The organism is Oxynema mangrovii CENA135 (assembly GCF_016632315.1).
GTDB lineage: Bacteria > Cyanobacteriota > Cyanobacteriia > Cyanobacteriales > Laspinemataceae > Oxynema > Oxynema aestuarii.
The window spans coordinates 873,991-889,552 of the sequence record NZ_JAEOXH010000001.1 but is presented as its reverse complement, the minus strand read 5'-3'; the positions used below and the strand labels follow the sequence as shown (position 1 = coordinate 889,552).

At 51.9% G+C, this 15,562-nt stretch carries 12 protein-coding genes, 1 tRNA gene and 1 riboswitch; of the genes, 7 read left to right on the top strand and 6 right to left on the bottom strand.

The features are described 5' to 3' along the window. Window positions 1–326: 326 nt before the first annotated feature. Entirely contained in the window at window positions 327–1,523 is a 1,197-nt protein-coding gene (locus tag JJD41_RS03475) for an RNA-guided endonuclease InsQ/TnpB family protein (RefSeq protein ID WP_200664726.1), read from the bottom strand. 372 nt (window positions 1,524–1,895) lie between these two features. Next, window positions 1,896–2,063 carry a metallothionein gene (locus JJD41_RS03470; RefSeq protein ID WP_200664725.1) on the bottom strand — a complete coding sequence of 56 codons (168 nt, stop codon included), beginning with the start codon at window positions 2,061–2,063 and terminating at the stop codon, window positions 1,896–1,898. 215 nt (window positions 2,064–2,278) lie between these two features. Beyond that, window positions 2,279–2,376, top strand: a riboswitch (TPP riboswitch). An 8-nt stretch (window positions 2,377–2,384) separates the two neighbouring features. On the opposite strand from JJD41_RS03470, the gene thiC reads away from it, so the two are divergent. The 3 genes from thiC (at window position 2,385) to JJD41_RS03455 (ending at window position 7,264) form a co-directional block, all read left to right on the top strand. Then, complete coding sequence (gene thiC / locus JJD41_RS03465) at window positions 2,385–3,758, top strand: phosphomethylpyrimidine synthase (RefSeq protein ID WP_200664724.1); 1,374 nt, start codon at window positions 2,385–2,387, stop codon at window positions 3,756–3,758. 368 nt (window positions 3,759–4,126) lie between these two features. After that, window positions 4,127–5,425: an FAD-dependent oxidoreductase gene (locus JJD41_RS03460; protein WP_234488496.1), complete on the top strand. Its 1,299-nt coding sequence runs from the start codon at window positions 4,127–4,129 to the stop codon at window positions 5,423–5,425. A 270-nt stretch (window positions 5,426–5,695) separates the two neighbouring features. Next, window positions 5,696–7,264, top strand: coding sequence for an adenylate/guanylate cyclase domain-containing protein (locus tag JJD41_RS03455; RefSeq protein WP_200667059.1), 1,569 nt, complete (start codon window positions 5,696–5,698; stop codon window positions 7,262–7,264). On the opposite strand, the gene pyrE is transcribed toward JJD41_RS03455, so the two are convergent. Continuing rightward, the gene (pyrE, locus tag JJD41_RS03450) at window positions 7,261–7,860 is read right to left on the bottom strand and encodes an orotate phosphoribosyltransferase (RefSeq protein WP_168568652.1); all 600 of its coding nucleotides are present in this window, start codon (window positions 7,858–7,860) and stop codon (window positions 7,261–7,263) included. The genes JJD41_RS03455 and pyrE overlap by 4 nt on opposite strands. Before the next feature lie 41 nt (window positions 7,861–7,901). On the opposite strand from pyrE, the gene JJD41_RS03445 reads away from it, so the two are divergent. Further along, a complete protein-coding gene (locus tag JJD41_RS03445; protein WP_168568651.1) occupies window positions 7,902–8,375 on the top strand; it encodes a hypothetical protein in 474 nt (157 codons plus the stop codon). Window positions 8,376–8,454: 79 nt separating this feature from the next. Here the strand turns inward: JJD41_RS03445 and JJD41_RS03440 are convergent. Continuing rightward, window positions 8,455–8,527: transfer RNA gene (locus JJD41_RS03440), tRNA-Ile, on the bottom strand. Between the two features lie 160 nt (window positions 8,528–8,687). Here JJD41_RS03440 and JJD41_RS03435 point away from each other — a divergent pair. From JJD41_RS03435 to JJD41_RS03425, 3 genes are all read left to right on the top strand, one after another. After that, window positions 8,688–8,831 (top strand): hypothetical protein, encoded by a 144-nt coding sequence (locus JJD41_RS03435; RefSeq protein ID WP_200664722.1) that lies wholly within the window; start codon window positions 8,688–8,690, stop codon window positions 8,829–8,831. Then, window positions 8,828–9,529 carry a hypothetical protein gene (locus tag JJD41_RS03430; RefSeq protein ID WP_200664721.1) on the top strand — a complete coding sequence of 234 codons (702 nt, stop codon included), beginning with the start codon at window positions 8,828–8,830 and terminating at the stop codon, window positions 9,527–9,529. The genes JJD41_RS03435 and JJD41_RS03430 overlap by 4 nt, the downstream gene beginning before the upstream one ends. A gap of 223 nt (window positions 9,530–9,752) precedes the next feature. Then, on the top strand, window positions 9,753–11,402 hold the full coding sequence (locus JJD41_RS03425) for a hemolysin family protein (protein WP_370583713.1): 1,650 nt from the start codon (window positions 9,753–9,755) through the stop codon (window positions 11,400–11,402). Window positions 11,403–11,438: 36 nt separating this feature from the next. Here JJD41_RS03425 and JJD41_RS03420 read toward each other — a convergent pair whose 3' ends face one another. Together JJD41_RS03420 and JJD41_RS03415 are read right to left on the bottom strand one after the other, a co-directional pair. After that, complete coding sequence (locus JJD41_RS03420; protein WP_200664720.1) at window positions 11,439–11,630, bottom strand: ribbon-helix-helix protein, CopG family; 192 nt, start codon at window positions 11,628–11,630, stop codon at window positions 11,439–11,441. Between the two features lie 236 nt (window positions 11,631–11,866). After that, window positions 11,867–15,361: a PAS domain-containing sensor histidine kinase gene (locus tag JJD41_RS03415; RefSeq protein WP_200664719.1), complete on the bottom strand. Its 3,495-nt coding sequence runs from the start codon at window positions 15,359–15,361 to the stop codon at window positions 11,867–11,869. Window positions 15,362–15,562 lie beyond the last annotated feature (201 nt).

The following is a 15,562-nucleotide window of genomic DNA, read 5'->3' as shown; positions in this document are numbered from 1 at the left end:
CTATATCGTCAGTTTAGCCGAAAGCCGACGAGTTATTTTTTCTTCCTCTTTTTCTTACCGCCTTTTTTCTGATTTTTCTGTTGGTTGACCGCAAACCCCTTCGTATTTTTTTGGGGGGCAGACTCTTGCTTGTGAAGTGTCAAGAGTTCGTCGAGCAAAGGAAATTGTGTTTCTTTATTTTTGGGTAAGGACTCGCGACTTTTTAATCCGAGTTCGACTTGAACTCGATCCCAATCGCCACAAATAGATTCAAAAATCCGCTCTTCGGCGAACACTCGTTCGATGAGTTCCGCCGCTTGTACTGCGTGTGAACTACCGCTATTGAATCAAAGATTACAATAGCGGCTTCCCTCTTCACTGGGGACTGCGCTAGATAGAACTGAAGTTCTACCACCTCGTCTTACATCCCCTCCAAGGGCAGTAGAGCGAGTTCCTAACTCTAATATCCGTAAGCCTTCATTTTTGAGATTGATGGCGGCATTGATATCCCTGTCATGATGGGTTTGGCAATGTTCGCAAGTCCAGCTTCTCGCATCAAGAGACAAGCTTTTGATTTGATTGAGACATACATGGCAGGTTTTAGAAGAAGGAAAAAATCGATCGACTTCTAGATAAACTTTTCCTTCTGATTCAGCCTTGTACTTTAACATCGTACAAAACATTCCCCAACCGACATCACTAATCGCTTTGGCGAGTTTGCGATTGCGAACCATGCCTTTAACATTGAGATTCTCGACCACAATCACTTGGTTTTCGTTCACTATCTTACGGGATAGCTTGTGGAGAAAATCTTCACGACAGCGACTTATTTTGGCGTGAATCTTGGCAACTTTTACCCGCGATTTATTGCGGTTGTTGCTGCCTTTCCTTTTTCGAGCGTGTTTTTGCTGTTTTCTTTTGAGGTTTCGCGCGTGTTTATCAAAATGCTTGGGATTATTATATTTCGACCCCTCACTGGTAATCGCAAAATCGGTCAGCCCTAAATCAATGCCAATGGCTTTTCCTTCAGTTGAGAGAAGGGGAGGTTCTTTTTTACCCTCTACCAAAACTGAAGCATAATATTTACCATCTGGATTTTTGGAGAGGGTTACAGTTTTGATTTTTCCCTCAAAACTTCGATGCTGACGACAACGCACTAACCCAACTTTAGGCAGTTTGATGTAATTTCCCTCAACCTTAACATTTTGAGGATAACTGATAGATTGCCTTCCCTGCTTGGATTTGAATCGGGGTAATTTTGCCCGGTTCTCAAAGAAGTTTCGATAAGCGGTTGATAAGTTCAACGCCACGACTTGCAAGCATTGGGAATAGACATCTTCTTTAAGCCAAGGGTATTCCTTTTTGAGGGCAGGTAATAATCCCTGAAGATAACCCCTCGATCGACCTTTTCCGGTCGATCGATAAGTCTCTTGGCACAAATTTAACGCATAGTTCCAATACCAACGACAGCAACCAAAGCTCTTGGCTAAAGTCGCTTGTTGCTCGTGGGTTGGATAGATGCGGTATTTGTACGCCTTGAACATTATCGCCGATATAGCCAGACGATCGGATTATAACTGATTTGCCGAAGAGTCGCTTTCATCCCACGATTCACCTTCGGTAGAATCGGGGAATTCCCGCTCCCATTGTTAAATCTATCAAAAAGGAAACTAAAAAGCCATTAAACTCTGTCTTATTCTCTTGATATAATTCGCTCGTTTCTCAACAAGAAAGATCGATATAGCATTTTCCTTTGTTATGCAAGACATTTAGATCCCCCTAAATCCCCCTTAAAAAGGGGGACTTTCCTCCTTTCCTCGTTCCCCGCGAAATCCCCCCTTCAGGGGGGATAGAGGGATCGGCACTGGATCTCATCAGACGCCCGAGTGCTGTAGAAGCGAATACCAGCGAATAATTTAAGCGTGACACTCACATCCCGTATGACCGCATCCACTTCCGTCCGGATGACCGTTGGCGCAGGCTTCAGAGCAGTAAAACTTACCATCTTTCTGTACCGCTTTATCCGTCGAAACGACGCACAGGCAGGATTCGCAAGCACATTTCATTTGAGCAACTGTACTCATGAGTTGATTCCCAAATAGTGGATTTGAAAATTATCCTAACACCTGAACAGGTATTCAGATATTTTGAGCAATCTTTCTTAATAAATTTAGGGACCGGGATGGAGACTCAGAAGCGGGGGGCGATCGCGGCGATCGCCCGCGCCTCAAAATGGCGATAAGCCCCTCGGGTCAACGACTCGGAGCGCTCGAAAACCAATTAACAGTGCTACAATTCTTCTTCAAGCTAGGGGTGCCTAGACCGTTGAGGCTGAGATCAGACCCTTAGTACCTGAGTCTGGGTAATACCAGCGGAGGGAAGCTGTTAATTGAGGTTAAACGAATATGCGAGCAGAATGGGTAGCCAAGCGGAGCAGTCAAGATAACGTCTCCCAAATGCACTACGCCCGCCAGGGGGTCATCACCGAAGAAATGGACTACGTGGCGAAGCGAGAAAATCTTCCCGCCGATTTAATTCGGGAAGAAGTCGCGCGGGGGCGGATGATTATTCCCGCCAACATCAACCACGTCAACTTAGAACCGATGTGCATTGGGATTGCTTCTAAATGCAAAGTCAATGCAAACATCGGCGCCTCGCCGAACTCGTCGGACATCGACGAAGAAGTTAAAAAACTCAACCTGGCGGTCAAATACGGCGCCGATACGGTGATGGACCTGTCCACGGGTGGGGGGAACCTCGATCAAATTCGCACGGCGATTATCAACGCTTCTCCTGTTCCCATCGGTACCGTTCCGGTCTATCAAGCGCTCGAAAGCGTCTACGGACGCATGGAAAACCTCACCGCCGATGACTTCCTGCACGTCATCGAGAAACACGCCCAGCAAGGGGTGGACTACATGACCATCCACGCCGGGATTTTAATCCAACACCTGCCCTTGGTGAAAAATCGGATTACCGGGATTGTTTCTCGCGGCGGTGGCATTTTAGCGAAGTGGATGCTGCACCATCACAAGCAGAATCCACTTTATACCCATTTCGACGATATCATCGAAATTTTCAAGAAATACGACGTTTCCTTTAGTTTGGGCGACTCCTTGCGTCCCGGTTGTACCCACGACGCCTCCGACGAAGCGCAACTCGCCGAACTCAAAACCCTCGGTCAACTGACCCGACGGGCGTGGGAACACGACGTGCAGGTGATGGTCGAAGGGCCCGGACACGTTCCGATGGACCAGATCGAATTCAACGTCAAGAAGCAGATGGAAGAATGTTCCGAGGCGCCGTTCTACGTTCTCGGACCGTTGGTGACCGATATTGCCCCCGGTTACGACCATATCACCTCGGCGATCGGGGCGGCGATCGCGGGATGGCACGGAACGGCGATGTTGTGCTACGTGACCCCGAAAGAACACCTGGGTTTGCCGAATGCGGAAGACGTGCGTAATGGCTTAATTGCTTATAAAATTGCGGCTCATGCGGCAGATATCGCCCGTCATCGCCCGGGAGCGCGCGATCGCGACGACCAGCTCTCGCAAGCTCGCTATAACTTCGATTGGAATCGTCAATTTGAACTGGCGCTCGATCCCGACCGCGCCCGGGAATATCACGACGAAACCTTACCGCAAGATATCTACAAAACGGCGGAATTCTGTTCGATGTGCGGACCGAAGTTCTGCCCGATGCAGACGAAAGTGGATGCGGATGCGTTGGCGGAATTAGAGAAGTTCTTGGAAAAAGAACCCGTCAATCAAGTCTAGGTCATCGTCGAGTTGAACATCAAGAATCGGTGGGTTTCGACCCACCTTTTTTTATGAAAATAGCTTGATTATACAGCACTCGGGCGCCTGCTGAGGTACAGTGCCGATCCCCGAAATCCCCCCTTCGCCCCCCTTTCAAAGGGGGGGTGGGGGGATTTCGGGGGAAATGAGGAAAGTAGGGGTTTGGTTACCAAACCCCTACCTGGCGAGGGGGATTTAGGGGGATCTATAGCGTTTTTTAAGCCAGTGAGGTACATCAAACTAAACCCAATCCCGAAATCAAGAGATTCCGCCATACCTCAGCAGACTGAGAAACCCTGTATTATAGGCAATATTTCCTCAAAATCAATGGGTTATTATTCAAAATAATGCTTAAATCGGTGTTGATTATTGGCGCGGGAATCTCCGGAATCGCTGCGGCAAATTTCTTGCAAAAACAGAATATTCAAGTGACGGTATTAGAAGGACGCGATCGCCTCGGCGGGCGGATTTATACCGATCGCACCCTCGGATACCCGGTAGACTTAGGGGCGAGTTGGATTCACGGGATTAAAAAAAATCCGATCGGCAAGCTTGCAAAACAGTATCATTTACCCCTCGTTAAAACTGATTACGATAACTTAGTCATTTACGATCGCAATGGGAATAAGATTCGTGAAAAAGATATTTGGAAAAGTTGGAAACACTTCGCTAAGGCGATCGCCCGAGTCAAACGCAAAGCCGAACGCCTAGAAAGCGATCTGTCGATCGCCCGAGCTTGGGAAAAGTTTGCCCAAGTAGAAGAAAATAACGAAAAACAGAACGAATTCAACGATTTAATCCACTGGTGCAGAGCCTCGGAACTGCTCGTTGAAACCGGGATGGATTTAGAACGGCTTTCTTGTTGGTATTGGGACGAAGACGAGGATTTTGCAGGGGCCGATTATCTGTTTCGCGAAGGGTACGATCGCATCGTCGCGCAGTTGAGCGAAAACCTCGATATTCGCTACCAGCAAACCGTCACAGAAATGGCGATCGTTGAAGACGGGGTAACCGTGACCACCGAAACGGACAACTTTAAGGGAACCGAGGCGATCGTCACCTTGCCATTAGGGGTTTTAAAAGCGGGAACCGTCAAATTTTCGCCAGAATTGCCACCAACTAAACGAGAGGCGATCGCCCGGTTAGAAATGGGAACGTTAAATAAAATCGTGCTGCAATTTCCGGAAACCTTTTGGGAGGGCGATCGCGATTTAATCGGCTATCTCAATCGAGAAAATAGCGCCTTTTGGGAATTTTTTAACGGCCAAAAATGTAGCGGGCGGCCCGTATTAATAGCCCTGACGGCGGGGAAAGCGGCGCGAGAGTTAGAAACCCAGAGCGATCGCGAGATCGTCTCCCAGGCGATCGCCACGTTGCGGCGAATGTTCGGCCCGGCGGTTCCCGAACCGGAAAACGCCCGAGTGACGCGCTGGAGTCGCGATCGCTTTTCCTGGGGGTCGTACTCTCAAATCCCCGTCGGCGGGACGATCGAAGATCGCGATCGCCTCGCCGACGCGGTGGGATCGCGGCTATTTTTTGCCGGAGAAGCGACCTCGCGAGACTATCCCGGAACCGTTCACGGGGCGTATTTGTCCGGACTGCGGGCCGCGCGGGAACTGGCGGAGGCGATCGCGGCCCACAAATAGGGCAGAATTAGAATAGGGAGAGGGATCGCATCGCTCTGTTCTAGTGCGCGAGCATTCGACGTTCGATCGACATTGGGGCATTTCATTTCAAGTTGCAAGCATTCCGAGTTTATTGCTTTGTCCAGGAAACCATCCCATCCAATGCGAATTTGGCACGCCCTCCGAGCGATCGGCAGGGGTTTGAGGGAGGCGGCGATCGCCTTGCTGCGTCGGCTTACCCAGTTTCTACGGTCCCCGGGGTCCGATCGGCGATCGCACCGTAGAGCATCGATGCAAGTTGCGCCCCTCGCCGCCCATGAAATCGAACGTCTCAACGCCTTGCGTCGTTACGAGATTCTCGATACCGAAGAAGAACAAGCCTTTAACGACATTACCGCCTTAGCCTCCCATATTTGCGGGACGCCGATCTCGTTGGTGAGTTTGATCGACACCAACCGCCAATGGTTCAAATCGAAAGTCGGTCTAGACGCCAGCGAGACCCCGCGAGATTACGCCTTTTGCGCCCATGCGATTCTCAATCCCGACGAACTGCTCGTGGTTCCCAATGCCTTGGAAGACGAGCGGTTTGCGGGCAATCCCTTAGTGACGTCCGATCCGAATATCCGCTTTTACGCCGGGGCGCCGTTAGTGACGCCGGACGGTTATGCGTTAGGGACCTTATGCGCGATCGATCGCATCCCGCGCAAACTGACTCGGGAACAGCAGCAAGCCTTACAAGCCTTGGCGCGACAGGCGATCGCCCAAATGGAATTGCGGCTCAACCTCAAGAAATTGCAGCGCCAGCTCAAACGCCAACAAGAAGCGGAAGAAAAACTGCGCGCCTCGGACCGTCAAATCGTCGATCTGCTCGAAAGTATGACCGACGGCTTTTTTGCCTTAGACCGCCAGTGGCGCTTTACTTACATCAATCGGGTCGCCGCACAACTGTTAAAGCGCGAGATCGACGATCTGCTCGGTCGTAAGTTTTGGGAAGAATTTCCCGAGGCGATCGGATCGAAGTTTGAGACCCACTATCGCCAAGCGATGAACCAACAAGTCAGCGTTAATTTTGAAGAATACGATCGCCCCTTGCGGCGTTGGTTGGAAGTGCGCGCCTTCGCCTCTTACGAAGGTTTATCGGTCTTTGTCCACGACATTACCGAACGCAAACAAACGGCGCAAGCCTTGCGGTGGGAGAAAAAGAAGGTAGAACGGCTGTTACTCAATATTTTGCCGCGCAAAATTGCCAAACAGCTCAAAGAAGAACCCGGCTTAATCGCCCAAGGGTTCGAGGAAGTGACAATTTTATTTGCAGATTTGGTCAACTTTACGCCGTTGGCGGCGAAGACATCCCCCCACGATCTGGTCAGTTTGCTCAACGAGATTTTTTCCAGTTTCGATCGCCTCTGCGACAAACACGATTTAGAGAAAATCAAAACCATCGGCGATGCGTATATGGTGGCGGGGGGATTGCCCACCCCTCGGGAAGACCACGCCGAGGCGATCGCCGATATGGCCCTGGACATGCAACACAGTTTGGAACTGTTCAATCAAGCCCAGGGAACCGATTTGAGCCTTCGGATCGGCATCAATACCGGAGCGGCGATCGCCGGAGTGATCGGCATTAAAAAGTTTATTTACGACCTTTGGGGGGATGCGGTCAATACCGCAAGCCGCATGGAATCTCACGGCGTTCCCGGTCGGATCCACATCAGCGAAACCACCTGCGCTCGCTTAGGCGATCGCTATCGGGTCACAAAACGGGGTCGGATGACCATTAAAGGCAAAGGGGAAATGACCACCTATTTTCTGCTCGGATGTGTCCGACAGAACGACAGTCAAAACCATGAAGCCTGTTAACTCGCCAATTGGCGCGCCCGTCGTTGGATTTCGTCAATCGGGAAAACCGCGCGAAATCCCAACCCTTGCTCGCGGTACAGTTCGGCGCCCCCTGCCGCACGATCGACCAGAGAAATGACCTCTTCGACCACGTATCCCGCATCCCGCAAGCGATTTACCGCTTTAAGGGCGGAAGCTCCGGTGGTGACCACATCTTCGAGAACCGCCACTTTCGTGCCGGGTTCGAGGGTCGGCCCTTCGATATAGGCTTGGGTGCCGTGTCCTTTGGCTTCCTTGCGGATAATCAAGGCGGGAATCGGGCGAGCTTCGTAAGCGGAAACCACGCTGACGGCGCTGACGATCGGATCGGCCCCGAGGGTGAGTCCGGCGACGGCCCCGGTGTCGGCGTCGAGCATCGAGAGCAGGAGGCGACCCGTGGCTAAAGCGCCGAGGGGATGGAGGGTGACGAGTTTGCCGTTGATGTAGTAGCTGCTGTGCGCGCCGGAAGAGAGGACGAAATCGCCCTCGCGATAGGCGAGTTGGCAGAATAAATCGAGCAGTTGAGTGCGAACGGCGGCTAAATCGGCGCGAACCAGGGCATCGGCTGTGAGGGTCATCGCTGGAAGGTCTTCGATAGGTGGGCGAGAAAAATCGTGCGGTGAATCATCATATCGCGGAAGATGAGTTAGTATCTAGCCAATGTCTGAGGGTGAATGTAATGAGAGGACGATTGAAAGCCTTGTTGGCGACGGCCTTCGTTGTCGGATTGGCGAGTGTGGCGATGCCGTCGCGGGCGATCGCCCAAAATCTTGAAGGGTCGATCCCCCAACGATTTGAAGAGGAGTTTTTCGGTTGGTCGAAAGATTTTTATACGAATCGCTCGATTACCCGTCAAGTTTATTTTTATTTGCTGCCGTTTACCTTTCCCGAACGGGATATCGCTCGGGATGCGAAAAATGTTAACGAGTTGTATCACCAAGTTCTCGAACAGCAGGTCGCAGGCGATCGCGTCATTCGGACTCCGGATCTGACCAATCCGTTTAACACCTCCGTACAAACCTTACCGGGTTCGCCGTTGGTCAATGGCAATTCGGGGTCTCAAGTGGGTTTCGACCCCTTACCGTTGCGCTGAAGCCCCGTAGAAAAGCCCTTTCGACCCGGATAGGAGGTAGAGAAAGGGCTTTTCTGGAATTTTTGCGTTTTTAAAATCATGGGCGGTGCAGGAGTTGAACCCGCCTAAGGCGAATTATGAGTTCGCTGCCTAAACCGCTCGGCCAACCGCCCGGGTTGTTTCGTTCTACGCGAGGATCGATCGCAGGTCGGGACGCGATCGCGAAACGATGCAATTATAGCTTGCCTCAATTCCTGCTGTCTAGCTGTTCGGGCGAAGTCCAACCGACGACGAGATCGCCGTGGGTAGCGGATTGATTATGATAGAGCATGTATGAAAAATACAGGGCCGAGTTGCGGCGATCGCGATCGCCGAATCCGCAGCAGCCCGAGCGATCGCGCCATCGAAATTCTCAGCTCCGAGCTCTCATCTTCTAAAATCCAACATCCAGCCAACATCACCGCGAATCTCCCATGAGAATTAACCCCACGATAGCCTTGACCTTGTTTCTCTTAGCCATGATGTTTGGGGCGGGGGGACTGAGTGCCTCTTGGGGACTCAAACTCGGCAAAGACGCGCTCAAAGATGTCACTCAACCGGACGTGCGCCCGAGCAATGGGACTGGTGACAACACGGGTAATAGCGGACGGGGCGCACCCCTAAAGTTATTGAAAGAAGAGGAAGTCATCAAGCGAGTCGAGGCGCAGATGGACGGTAAAGTGCCTGTGGAACCGGAACCCAAGGAGCAAAAACCGTCTCCTGCACCGAAAGCGGAAACACCGGAAAAAACAGAACCGAAAGCAGAGGAGAACAAGGAAGAGAAAGACGATCGCTTTCCGATCGCCGCGCGCGATCGCGACGTGACCTTCGAGGTGCGATCGGTGAAAAAAGAGGAAAATTCCTTAATTCTCGATGTCAGTCTCAAAAATGAAAGCGATCGCTCGATCCAGTTTCTCTATAGTTTCTTAAATGTCACCGACGATCGCGGTCGGGTCTTGAGCGCCAGTACTGACGGTCTCCCCGGCGACCTGCCCCCGGACGCCCGGGTGTATACCGGAACGGTGAGCATTCCCACCAGTTTGCTCGATGATGCGAAACAAGTCTCGATGAGTCTGACGGACTATCCCGATCGCGAATTGCAGTTAGACATGTCCCCCATTCCGATCGCCCCGTAAACCCGCGCCGAACCTCAGCCAACGGGCGGCGATCGTCCGATCGCGGGCGATCGCCGCCTCGGTTAATCTTGAATCTAACATCTAAAACCTAAAATCTAAAAGCTAAAATCTACAAAATCTAAAATCTAAACTCTAAACTCTAAAATCCAACATCACTCGGTAGAATACGAATCCTTAGCTTAGATCCAACACCTAAAATCCTCCGGTGCGTTTTTATAGCCGTTTGTCTGTCTCTTGGATACTTGCCCTCGTCGCCGTCCTCTTTGGCGCCTCGGTCGTATCCCACGCCCAAGTCCCACTCGGAATTTCCGAGACTCAGCCCGATCTGTTCTGGCGCTTGCTGTCCGTTTTTGCCCTGATTGCGATTAACGCCTTTTTCGTCACGGCTGAGTTTTCGATGGTCTACGTGCGGCGATCGCGCATCAACCAACTCGCCGATGGCGGCGACCTCCAGGCGAAAACCGTCCAGCACTTACAACGCCATATCGATCGCCTCCTCTCCACGACCCAACTGGGGATCACCCTGTCGAGTTTGGCCCTGGGGTGGATTGCCGAAAATACGATGGCGGTGGTCGTCGTCGCCGGAGTGCGCCGTCTGCCCCTTTCCACGGAAGTGAGCGACGTTCTCGCCCATTCGATCGCGATCCCCGTCGCCTTTTTCATGGTCGCCTACTTGCAAATCGTCCTCGGCGAACTCTGTCCGAAATCGATGGCGATGCTTTACGCCGAACAACTCGCGCGTCTCCTCGGTCCGCCGAGTTTGGCGATCGCCCGCTTCTTCAACCCGTTTATCTGGATTCTCAATCAATCGACGCGCTTTTTATTGCGCCTGTTCGGAATTCGCTATAGCGGTCAGGGGTGGTACAACCGCGTGACGCCGGAAGAACTGCAACTGATTATCGCCACGGAACGCGAATCGATCGGCTTGGAGGCGGAAGAACGAGAACTGCTCAATAATGTCTTTGAGTTCGGCGATGTCTGCGCCAGCGAGGTGATGATCCCGCGTACCAGCATCCGCGCCATTGCTTACAATGCCAAGTTTCAAAACTTACTCGACGAAGTCGTCGAAAGCGGTCACTCCCGCTATCCGGCGATCGGCGAATCTTTAGACGACATTCGCGGCATTATTTATTTTAAAGAACTCGCCGAACCCCTCGCCCGGGGGATCCTCCATCCGGACAGCTCGATCGAGCCGTGGATTCGACCCGCCCGTTTCGTTCCCGAATATACCCCCTTGAGCGAATTGCTGCCCATGATGCAACGATCGCGGCGATCGATGGTCACCGTGGTCGATGAGTTCGGCGGGACGGCGGGATTGGTCACCATTAACGATTTGGTCGCGGAAATTATCGGCGAAAATCCCGAAGCGGAAAACCCCGAAGCGTTGACCTTACAGATGATCGACGATCGCACCTTCTTAGTTCAGGCCCAGTTACATCTCGAAGAAGTCAACGAATTACTCAATCTCGAATTACCCTTAATCGACGAATATCAAACCCTCGGCGGTTTCGTCATCTATCAATTTCAAAAAATCCCCCAACAAGGCGAAACCCTTCACTATGACAACCTCGAATTTACCGTCGTCTCGGCTGAAGGTCCGCGCCTCAACCAAATCCGCATTTACCGTCACGAGGTCTCTGCAACGCCGACCCCGGTCGATACCCCAGAAAGCTTTGACGAACCCCTCCCCGAACCGACACCGGACTCGGAATCACCATCACCATCTCCGGTGAGTCCGCCAACGGTCCTCGATTGGACTTTTGACGAGGAGGATCCTCCCGAACCCCCTGCCAACTCTTCTCTCGATTTCGACCTCGGCGAGGAGTCGGACTCCACCGAACGCCCCGAGGATACGGACCGACGGACCGATTGACTCTCCCGAACTGTAGACCCCCGGATCGGCGAACGCTCACCCCTGGGTTGAGGACGTTTCGGTCATTGTCTCGGTCATGGTGTGCGGCGCCTTCTTCGGTTTGGGCATTCGTTTGATGTAATCGCGCACCACTTCCGACATCGACAGTTCTCGTCGCTGTGCTTCCGCTTTCAATTTTTCCAATTCTTGGCTGTTGAGCCGAATTCGCAGCATGTAGTCTCTAGCCATGTTGTCATACTTATTGTAGCTACATTGCTTAAGGTAGCAAGGGGATCCAGTCTCTGGCAAGGAACCAGTTAGGAGAGCTGAAAAGTCGAGCGGTCAGACGTTAAAAGTTGAGAAGAGTACAGTTACAAGAAAGATTCCTAAAAGTCGAGTGAGGAAGGGATGACAAAAGATCGGCGGTCTACAGGTTCGAGGTCGGATCGCCGATCGATCCGTGGGGCGAGTCCGAAACCGATCGCTCAGGTAGAGAAAGGAATGGTCACGGTTAAGCTCGTTCCTCGTACTCGTGCGTCTCCTTCTACATTACTGGTTACGCCGATCGCCGCGCCGTGTAAATCCACACATTTTTTGACCACCGTCAACCCCAATCCGGTTCCGGGAATACTGCCGACATTTTCACCGCGATGGAAGGCTTCAAATAAATGCGGAAGATCCGACTCGGGAATACCAATTCCGCGATCTTTCACGGTCAAAATCGATAAATTTGGCTCCCCCTCCCCGGATAAACGCACCGAACCGTCGTCGTCGATAGACCCGCACGCTGAAGATAACTCGACTTGGATCGCTTCTCCTTGAGGCGAATATTTAATCGCATTCGAGAGTAAATTCATGACAATCGATCGCAGCAATTTAGCATCCATAGAAACTCGCCGACTCGGCGGCAGCAACCAGCGATCGTAACAAAAATCAATCGCATGATTTCCGTCAGAATTTAGCCGTGCTTCTTCGATAATTTGCCGACAAACCTGAATCAAATTCAACGGGGCGGGTTGAAACTCTAACTTCCCAGTTTCCGCACGATTCAGCGTTAGAATATCGTCGAGTAATTGTAGGGTATGCTGCACGGATTTTTGAATCCTCCGGGAATTTTTTAAAACCCGACCCGGCGATAAGTTAGGATAGTTCTTCTCCAAAATTTGAGCCGACATCAAGATCGTACTCAGAGGCGTGCGAAATTCGTGCGAAACCATCGAAAAAAAGCGCAATTGGAGTTGATTTAATTCCTGCTCGCGCTGCAAAGCCCGTTCCACTTGCTCCGCCCGTTTGCGATCGGTAATGTCGATGCCGATGCCGATAATATATTTCAGAGAACGATCGCGATCGAACAGCAGCGTATTCGACCAGGCAATCAGTCGGCGGCTGCCATCTTTGGCAACCCAATAATTTTCATATTCGCTCGACGGGGTAGTGTCGATCAGGTGGTTAAATTCCTGTTCGATCGCTTCGCGTTCTTCAGGCAGCAGTAAAAACTCCCAAAAAACTCGATCCTTTACCTCCTCAAACAGATATCCGCTCATCCGTTCGCAAGCCCGGTTAAACTGGACAATTTTACCCTCGCGATCGAGGACGATCACGAGCGCTCCCGCCGTATCCAACACCGCAGCAATAAAGTTGCGCTCGTCTAATAATTCCAGTTCGGCTTGTTTGCGAACGGTAATATCTTGAGTCATGCACAGTCCCGCATGAATTTCCCCTCGGTCGTCGGTGACGGGAAGAGTGTGAACCGTGTAAAACCGATCGCCATAGGGCATTTCAAAGACCGAAGATTGCCCCATAAAAACGGCACGCAAAGGAGGTTCGAGAATTTCGCAAGTGGCGGGATCGAAGTTTTCCCAAATAGTTTTTCCTTCTAAGTTAACCTTCGAGAGTCCGACATCGAGCAAGGCCGTTCCTTCGGCGAGGGTATAGCGCAAATCGCGATCGAATAAAACCACCGCGCCGTTGGGAAAATTCTGAACGAGGGTGCGATAAAGGACTTCGCTTTGGCGCAGTTGTTGTTGGACGTGGCGGCGCTGGGTAATGTCGATCGCCACGCTGAGAATTTGTTGGGGTTGCCCTTCCCGATTGCGTTTAAAAACAACTTCGCAAGAATGCAACCAGCGCCACTGACCGTCCGCATGTTGCAAGCGGTATTCGTTCTCAAAAATTTCGCCATCGTCAAGCTGAGTGAGGCGGATTTTAACGTCCTGCCAGAGTTGGCGATCGTCGGGATGGGTGCACCGCATAAATAAGTCCGTCCCGCCGACGATCGCCCCTTCGGTAGGCAATCCGAGAAAGAGCCGACTTTGGCGATTGAGATAGAGATCGCAATCGCAGGTGAGATCGTAAATGCAAATTAACGCTGGGGTGGTATCGGCAATTTGTTCGAGCAAATGTTGACTGGCGCGCAAGGCTGCTTCGGTTTGCTTGAGTTCGGTGATGTTGCTGACGACGGATAAGACAGATTCGACCCCCCCTTCGGCGTCGAGTTCGGGAACGAGCCGACTCTGATAGTAGTGCCGTCCGACAGGAGTGAGAAAGTCAAATTCGAGAACTTGAGATCGTGCAGTTGCAAACACGTCCATCAAAGCGCGATCCCACTTGAGTACAGTGTCGGGGGGCATTCCCAATTCGCTGTTGGTTTTGCCGATGAAGGTATTCGGAGAGATTCCGGTCGCCCGTTCGATCGCCGGATTGATGTAGACGTGGCGCCGATCGCGATCGAAGCGGGCGATAATATCCGGAGAATTTTCGACGAGGGCTTGAAATTGGCGGTCGCGCTGTTCTCGGGCGGAGATCGCCCCGTGGAGGTCGCTCATATCCTGACAGACCCCATCGATGACCAAGGTGCCGCGACGATCGCGCGAACAGCGCCCGGTTTCGCGAATCCACTTCACTTGACCGGAGGGGGTGAGGATCCGATATTGGCAATCGAAATCGGCGAGGTTCGCGGTCGCCTGACGCCGAAGCCGATCGCACGTGCTTCGATCTTCGGGATGGGTGCAGTCGAACAAAGATTGAGGATCGGCGATCGCCACTTCTGGGGAGATTTCGTAAAGGGCTTGCACCCCGGGACTGATATAGGTCAGTTGTAACCGTCCGTCGTCCCCGATAACGGCCCGATAGATGGAACCGGGGATATTGGCGGCGATCGCACTTAACTGCTGTTCCCGTTCCCCCAAGGTCGTTTCCGCCCGTTGGCGATCGGTAATGTCGCGCGCGATCGACAAGTGCCGTCCCGGGAGGAAATTCGCCGTAGCAGAGAATTCCACCTCCCTTGTCGTACCGTCCCCCCGCACGATCCGACATTCGCCGCGCATTTTGCCCCGTTGCAGAAACTCGGCCCAGACGCGATCGAAGCGATCGTCCGAATTGCTCTCGGCGTCGATAAACTCGGCGAGGCGACGACCGAGAAGTTGAGACTCGTCCAAACCGAATAAGTCCCATGCTGCCGGATTGGCTTGTAAATAGGTGCCTCGGTCGTCGAGGATCGTCAGGGCATCGGAAACCCCATCGAAAATCGCTTGCAGTTCCCGTTCTCGATTGCGAAGTTCGTCAATTTCCGTGGTGCCGCCCCGGCGATCGCTCATTGTTAAATCTTGATATTTCTGATTGGCGCCGATCGCCAGATCGGTTAGATTGGGTATGCGATTTTTTGCCGATTCTCCTATCTGTTCAGTTGCACAGTCGAAGCTTTCAGGGTTAGTTTCTAGAGGGTCGGCGCCTCCTTTGTCCGGCGTTCTTGGCGATCGGCGAATAGCTGCCATCGAACGGACAACAAACTTATAAAGCCCCAGCAATAGGAGTAAAATAAAACTGTCGGCGATCGCCAATCCCCCCATGTATTGCGATTTGTTGAGTAATGCGATCGAGCTTGATAAAAAAATACCAAAAATCAAGCTGAAGCTAATAATAGCTAAAGCCGTTAGTCCAAACACCCTAGTAACCCGTGGTTCTTCGCGATTTTCGTTCATCTGTAACGTTCGTAAATCTCGCTCAACTTAAATCAGGCTCTATGACCTACTTGTTGCTTTAGAGATATTGAAGAGCTGCCCTTTGCGGTTGAGTTGAGATCCTCTCCTTTCCTGAATTCTCGCTTAAGTATGCCCTTTTCTGAAAGAGAGATCGATGCTTGACGAGTCCCGACCGCTACCAACAGCCAAAGTTGGGAAAAT

Coding starts and splice junctions, on each gene's coding strand:
- JJD41_RS03430 (WP_200664721.1), top strand. CDS start 8,828: ATGAGAATTAACCCCACGATAGCCTTGACCTTGTTTCTCTTAGCCATG.
- JJD41_RS03455 (WP_200667059.1), top strand. CDS start 5,696: ATGCAAGTTGCGCCCCTCGCCGCCCATGAAATCGAACGTCTCAACGCC.
- JJD41_RS03420 (WP_200664720.1), bottom strand. CDS start 11,630: ATGGCTAGAGACTACATGCTGCGAATTCGGCTCAACAGCCAAGAATTG.
- JJD41_RS03470 (WP_200664725.1), bottom strand. CDS start 2,063: ATGAGTACAGTTGCTCAAATGAAATGTGCTTGCGAATCCTGCCTGTGC.
- pyrE (WP_168568652.1), bottom strand. CDS start 7,860: ATGACCCTCACAGCCGATGCCCTGGTTCGCGCCGATTTAGCCGCCGTT.
- JJD41_RS03415 (WP_200664719.1), bottom strand. CDS start 15,361: ATGAACGAAAATCGCGAAGAACCACGGGTTACTAGGGTGTTTGGACTA.
- JJD41_RS03435 (WP_200664722.1), top strand. CDS start 8,688: ATGAAAAATACAGGGCCGAGTTGCGGCGATCGCGATCGCCGAATCCGC.
- thiC (WP_200664724.1), top strand. CDS start 2,385: ATGCGAGCAGAATGGGTAGCCAAGCGGAGCAGTCAAGATAACGTCTCC.
- JJD41_RS03460 (WP_234488496.1), top strand. CDS start 4,127: ATGCTTAAATCGGTGTTGATTATTGGCGCGGGAATCTCCGGAATCGCT.
- JJD41_RS03475 (WP_200664726.1), bottom strand. CDS start 1,523: ATGTTCAAGGCGTACAAATACCGCATCTATCCAACCCACGAGCAACAA.